General features: G+C 73.3%; 3 protein-coding genes and 1 pseudogene. All 4 read right to left on the reverse strand.

All coding sequences use genetic code 11. The features are described from left to right. Positions 1 to 23: 23 nt before the first annotated feature. The gene (locus AADR41_RS30675; RefSeq protein WP_342284783.1) at positions 24 to 953 is read right to left on the reverse strand and encodes a hypothetical protein; all 930 of its coding nucleotides are present in this window, start codon (positions 951 to 953) and stop codon (positions 24 to 26) included. A gap of 157 nt (positions 954 to 1,110) precedes the next feature. Further along, entirely contained in the window at positions 1,111 to 2,640 is a 1,530-nt protein-coding gene (locus AADR41_RS30680; protein ID WP_342284785.1) for a hypothetical protein, read from the reverse strand. A gap of 60 nt (positions 2,641 to 2,700) precedes the next feature. Further along, positions 2,701 to 6,354, reverse strand: coding sequence for a hydantoinase B/oxoprolinase family protein (locus AADR41_RS30685; RefSeq protein WP_342284787.1), 3,654 nt, complete (start codon positions 6,352 to 6,354; stop codon positions 2,701 to 2,703). Further along, a pseudogene (locus AADR41_RS30690) lies at positions 6,351 to 6,626 on the reverse strand (hypothetical protein); the annotation flags it as partial. The pseudogene AADR41_RS30690 and the gene AADR41_RS30685, both read right to left, overlap by 4 nt.

A 6,626-nucleotide genomic window follows, 5' to 3' on the forward strand; every position in this document is an offset into this window, starting at 1 on the left:
ACGGCGGTGGTGGGGCGGGACGGTCAGGCGTGGAAGGGCAGACCGGCGTCGGCGGCCAGCTCCAGGTCGTCGGCGTCGGGCGGCGGCAGCAGCGTCGCCGTGCCGTCGGTGACCGCCACGACGCCGAGTTCCAGCAGTTCGGCCATGGCGGCGCTGCCGGCCATGTCGCGGACCTGGAGCTGGTAGCGGGCGGTGGTGCGGAAGGCTCCGCCGGCGTCGTCGCCGGTGCGCTGGAGGAAGCCGGAGTCGGTGAGGAAGGCGACGGCCTTGCCGACGATGCCGGTGGTGGAGCCGGCCAGGCGGCGGGCGTCCTTCGTGGCGCCGGTGGAGCTGCGCCGGGCGTAGATCCGCCAGGCCGCTTCGAGTCCTGGGGCGTCGGTGGCCGGGTCGGTGTTGTCCCCGTGCTCCTCGGCGCGCTCCTCCAGGCGGTGGCACGCCTGGCGTACGAACGAGTCGACGCCGTTGACCGTGATCCGGCCGATGTAGGCGTCGTCGGCGAGGTCCTCGGGGCGGGGGAATGCCATGGCGGCGACGGCGAGGTGTGCGAGCCCGTGCAGGAAGCGGTCGGCGGAGTCGGAGGAGGCGCGGCGGGCGTAGTCGCCCATGCGGACAGCGAACACCGAGTCCTCACCGGCGGTGACGGCCATGCCGGCCCGGGTGGACACCTCCAGGACGACCAGGCCGAGTCCGGTCGCCACGGCGTCGGCGAGCCGGGCGAAAGCGGGCTCCTCCCGGTAGCGGCGGAGCAGTTCGGCGTACTCGGCGTCGCGGGCGGGCAGCAGCTTGGGCTGCAGGCCGAAGGCCACGAGCCGGGCGGCGTCGGCCGCGTCGGCCGGGGTGACCGCCGGTGTGGCCCCGGGCGCCGCCGGGTCCGCGGGTCCGGTGCCCTCGGTCGCGTACGCGGCGGTCGGCTCGCTCCACGCGTCGGCATGCTGTGCGCGGTGGTCGCTCACGACGGTCGCTCCTTGCTGCGGAAACTCTTCGGTACGGGGTGGGCGGCGGCTCTCACGGGGATCGTGCCGGGCGGCGCGGGCCGGGCCGGGGCCGTGGCGCATGTGCCGGCAGGGGCCGGGTGGGCCGGTGTCCGCCGTGCGGTACGGGCGGCGGACGTCATGACGCCTCCGTGCGGTCCGCGGCCATTCCGGCCGCGTCCAGCAGGGCCGTGCCGACGACGAGGTCCGCGCCGCCGAACTCCGGGTCGTCGAGCTGTGTGCCGTCGTCGACGGAGAACAGCAGCCGCTGCTCGCCCTGGCGGTAGGCGGTGCCGACGGGCGGGCTCGCGGCGTGCACCGCGAGGAGGGCGACGAGATAGGCCAGATCGGGATCGCCGCCGCGCCGGGCCTCGGCGAGCAGGCCCGAGAGCCGGCGCGGGGCGTCGTGCTCCAGGTCCAGGAGCTCCATGGCGCTCGCGAGCTGCTCCTCGCTGAACCTGCTGTCGTCGGGGGTGGCGATCAGATCGGGCTCGGGCATCTCGGCACCCAGGTGTTCCCGCTCCATGGGCGGGGTGAGCAGCATCTCGACCAGGTCGCCCACCCGTACCGAGGTGGGGGTGCGCAGTCCGGTGCCGCGGGCGAAGAAGGCGTCGGTGACGCGGATCGCCTGTTCGACGGGGAGGGGCAGCAGCGGGGCGACCAGCTGGCCGTAGAGGTCGAGGCCGGTGCGGGCCGTGGGGGTGGCGAACGCCTGCCGGTCCTGCTCGGCCCGGAACAGCGGACCGGCCTCCAGCAGTCGGGACTGGAGCTGGGTGTGGCGGCGGATGCAGTCCTTGACGATGTCGACGAGCTCGGCGGCGCGGCGCTTGTGCTCGGGCTCCTCCGCCTCGTCACGGGCCTTGCGGATGTTGGTGAGGATCGCGTTCTCGTGGCGGTAGCGGTCGGCGACGTGGTCCAGGGCTTCGGCGATCATGTCGGGCACCGCGTTGAGCCAGTCGACGGCGCGGACGTTGCGCCGGGTGGCCTCCAGGGTCTTGCGGAGGGTCTCCGCGTACTGGACGGTGCGGTAGCGGGCCTGTTCGGCGGCGAGCTGGGCGTCCGCGAGACGGCCCCGGCTGATGAGGACCTCCAGCTTGACCTCGGCGGCGATCTGGGCGCTGGTGACGTCCGTGTCGAGGGCTCCCACCAGGACGTTGACCGCTTCGTCGGTGGCCCGGAGGTAGACGGTGCCGCCGTACCCCGGGACCTCTTCGATCAGCTTGAAGTCGTAGTCGCGGCGGACGTACACCCCGTCGGGGCCGAAGGTGCCGTACACGGCGCGGAATCCGCGGTCCACGCTGCCGACGTTGATCAGGTTCTCCAGCACCCAGCGGGCGACCCGCTCGTGCTCGGCCACGGGGCGCCGCGGGGCCTGGGCGGCGACCCGGGGCAGCAGCCTGGTCACTATCTGGTCGTGGTCGGCACCCGTGTCGAAGTCCATGTTGAGGGTGACGAGGTCGATCGCGGCGAGCGCGACCTCGGCCATCGCGTAGACCGTGTACTCGCCGGCCAGATTCGCCTTGCGCACATCGAGGTCGTGCAGCGGCGCCGTGCAGGCGAGCGCGCGCAGCCGCCGCGAGAGCCCCTCGTCGGCGGCCGGGCCCGGGGCGGGCCGCGGCCCCGCGCTGAGCTGGGGCGCAGCGTTGTCCGTGTAGGCAGGCGAAGTCACGGTGCACAGATTAGGTCCTCGGACGGACAACGGTCGAAACGGCGCAGAAGCGACCCCGCGTCACGGCTGTTCGCCGCCGTGCTCCGTACCGTCGTCGTGGTCCGGCTCCGGGGTTCCGAATCCCCCGCCGCCCGGTGTCCGGAGCACCAGTACGTCCCCGGGTTCCAGTTCGGCCGTGTCGCAGCCGCGCAGCGGGGTGGGCGCCCGGCCGTCCGGGTGCTCGATGTGCTGCTCGCCCGGTGCGCCGGGCCCGCCGCCCGCCATTCCGTACGGGCGGACCCGGCGGTGACCGGTAAGGAGCGCGACGGTGACGGGTTCCAGGAAGCGGATGCGCCGTTCCACGCCGCGGCCGCCGTGCCAGTGTCCGTCGCCGCCGCTGCCGTCGCGTACCCGGAAGCTCTCCAGCAGGACGGGGTAGCGCCATTCGAGGACTTCGGGGTCGGTGAGGCGGGAGTTGGTCATGTGGGTCTGTACGGCGTCGGCGCCGTCGAAGCCGTCGCCCGCGCCGGAGCCGCTCGCCACCGTCTCGTAGTACTGGACCCGTTCGTTGCCGAAGGTGAGGTTGTTCATGGTGCCCGACCCCTCGGCCTGGATGCCGAGTGCCGCGTACAGGGCGCCGGTGACGGCCTGGGACGTCTCCACGTTTCCCGCGACGGTGGCCGCCGGGTGGACGGGGGCCAGCATGGAGCCTTCCGGGATGCGGACCTCCACGGGCTTCAGGCAGCCGCTGTTGAGGGGGATGTCGTCGTCGACCAGGGTCCGGAAGACGTAGAGCACGGCTGCCATGACCACGGATTTCGGCGCGTTGAAGTTGCCCGGCTGCTGGGGTGAGGTGCCGGTGAAGTCGACGACCGCGCCGCGGGCGGCCCGGTCCACGGTGAGGGCGACTTCGATGACCGCGCCGTTGTCGGTCTCGTAGCGGTAGGACCCGTCGTGCAGCGCGGCGATGATCCGGCGGACGGACTCCTCGGCGTTGTCCTGCACGTGCCGCATGTACGCGTCCACGGCGTCGGTCCCGAACTGTTCGGTCATGCGCCGGAGTTCGGCGATGCCTTTCTCGTTCGCGGCGATCTGGGCGCGCAGGTCGGCGAGATTGGCACCGGGGTCGCGGGAGGGGTGGGCGGCCGTGGTGAGGAGTTCGCGGGTCTCGTCCTCGCGGAACCTGCCGTCGCGCACCAGCAGCCAGTTGTCGAACAGCACTCCCTCCTCGTGGATGGTGCGGCTGAAGGCCGGCATGGAGCCGGGGGTGATGCCGCCGATCTCGGCGTGGTGTCCGCGCGAGGCCACGAGGAAGCGGAGCACCGGACGTTCGCCGCCGGTCGCGTCGAACACCGGTGTCACCACCGTCACGTCGGGCAGGTGGGTTCCGCCGTGGTACGGATCGTTGATGGCGTACACGTCACCGGGGCGCATCGTGTCGCCGTTGCGCCGGAGCACCTCCTTGATGGACTCCCCCATCGAGCCGAGGTGGACGGGGATGTGCGGGGCGTTGGCGATCAGGTTGCCGTCCGCGTCGAAGAGCGCGCAGGAGAAGTCGAGCCGCTCCTTGATGTTGACGGAGTGCGCCGTGTTCTCCAGGCGCACGCCCATCTGCTCGGCGATCGACATGAAGAGGTTGTTGAAGACCTCCAGCATGACGGGGTCGACGCGGGTGCCGACGGCGGTTCGGTCCGGGCGCGGGCGGGCCCTGGTGAGCACCAGATGGCCGGTGCCGTCGGGGGCGGCCTGCCAGCCGGGGTCGACGACGGTGGTGGCGTCCGCCTCGGCGATCACGGCGGGGCCGGTCACGGTGTCGCCGGGGGCGAGGTCCGCGCGGCGGTGGAGCGGGGTGTCCTGCCATCGGCCGTCGGCGAACATCCTTACGGTGTCGTGCGGTCGGGGCCCGGAGCCGGGGCGGGCTGTGCGGTCGGCCCGGGGTGGCCGGTGCCGGCCGGCCGTTCCGGTCGCCTCGACCGAGACCGCCTCGACGACCAGGGGCTTGTCCATGGTGAACGCGTAGCGTGCGCGGTGCTCCGCGGTGAACGCCGCGGCCATGGCGGATGCGGTGTCCAGGTCGACGGGCAGGCTGGAATCCGTACCGGCGTAGCGCAGCAGCACCCGGGCGTGTGTGCTGATCGCGCTGTCGGGGACGGCGTCGGCGCGCAGTTCGGCGCGGGTCCGGGCGGCCAGTTCGTCGCAGAGTTCCCGGACCGTCCGGGTCGACTCCTCCAGTTCCGCCTCGACCGACTGCTCGCGCATCGCGGTGGCGTCGGCGAGGCCGATGCCGTACGCGGACAGCACGCCCGCCAGTGGTGGTACGAGGACCGTGTCGATGCCCAGGGAGTCGGCGACGGCGCAGACGTGCTGGCCACCGGCGCCGCCGAAGCCGGTCAGGGCGTAGCGGGTGATGTCGTGCCCCCGCTGCACGGAGATCTTCTTGACCGCGTTCGCCATGTTGAGCACGGCGATCTCCAGGAACCCGGCGGCGGTTCCGGCGGCCGTGCGCCGGGTTCCGGTGGCGCGCGCCACGTCATCGGCGAGCGCGTCGAAGCGTTCGCGGACCAGGTCCGCGTCGAGCGGGAGGTCTCCGTCCGGTCCGAACACGGCCGGGAAGTGCGCGGGCTGGATCCGGCCGAGCATCACATTGGCGTCGGTGACGGTCAGCGGGCCGCCGCGGCGGTAGCAGGCCGGGCCGGGGATCGCGCCCGCCGAGTCGGGGCCGACCCGGTAGCGCCGGCCGTCGAAGTGCAGGACGGAGCCGCCGCCGGCCGCGACGGTGTGGATGCTCATCATCGGGGCGCGCATCCGCACCCCGGCGACCTGGGTGCCGAGCTCGCGTTCGAACTCGCCCGCGTAGTGCGAGACATCGGTGGACGTGCCGCCCATGTCGAAGCCGATGACCCGGTCGAATCCGGCCTGTTCGGAGGTGCGGGCCATGCCGACCACGCCTCCGGCGGGGCCGGAGAGCACCGCGTCCTTGCCCCTGAAGTGGGAGGCCTCGCGCAGTCCGCCGTTGGACTGCATGAACATCAGCCGGATGCCTTCGAGTTCACCGGCGATCTCGTCGACGTAGCGGCGCAGGATCGGCGAGAGATAGGCGTCGACGACGGTGGTGTCGCCGCGTGGCACCAGCTTGATCAGCGGGCTCACCTCGTGCGAGCAGCTGACCTGGGTGAAGCCCGCTTCGCGGGCGGCGGCGGCCACGGCGCTCTCGTGTGCGGGGTGGCGGTAGCCGTGCATCAGAACGACGGCCGCGCTGCGCAGTCCGTCGGCGTGGGCGGCGCGCAGCCGCTCGGTGACCGCGTCCAGGTCCAGCGGTGTGACGACCCGGCCCCGGGCGTCGACGCGCTCGGGGACCTCGATCACCCGCTCGTAGACGGCCTCGGGCAGCACGATGCGGCGGTCGAAGAGCCTGGGGCGGTTCTGGTACGCGATGCGCAGGGCGTCCCGGAAGCCCTCCGTGATGACCAGGACGGTCGGTTCGCCGCGCCGCTCCAGCAGGGCGTTGGTGGCGACCGTGGTGCCGATCCGCACCGCGGCGACCCGGTCGGCGGGGACCGGTTCGGCGGGGCCGAGGCCGAGCAGCGCCCTGATTCCGGCCACGGCGGCGTCGCGGTAGCGGTCCGGGTCGTGGGAGAGCAGCTTGCGGGTGACCAGGTGCCCGTCCGGGGCCCGGCCCACGACATCGGTGAACGTCCCGCCCCGGTCGATCCAGAACTCCCAGCGTCCCGTCATCCCTCCATACTGACCCGCGGCGCGGTCGACGGCCCGGACGGCGCGGCCCGTGCCCCCGCCGTCCGGGCGTCGGTCGGCTGTACGGCGGCCGGTGCGCCCCGCACGGTCTCCTCGGCCCGTCGGTCGAGGAGTGCACCGGTGCCGCACGCCGCTTGCCGCAGCTCCGCTCCGACCGGGCAGCGGAGTTGGGGCAGCAGATCGGTGCTCCGGCGGGCCGGCCGGCCGGTACCCGCGGTGACCAGCCGGAGCCTGGAGCCGAGGCGGCCCGGGGG

The sequence above is a fragment of the Streptomyces sp. CLV115 genome (genome assembly GCF_038448545.1).
Lineage (GTDB): Bacteria > Actinomycetota > Actinomycetes > Streptomycetales > Streptomycetaceae > Streptomyces > Streptomyces sanglieri.

Coding starts and splice junctions, on each gene's coding strand:
- AADR41_RS30685 (WP_342284787.1), bottom strand. CDS start 6,354: ATGACGGGACGCTGGGAGTTCTGGATCGACCGGGGCGGGACGTTCACC.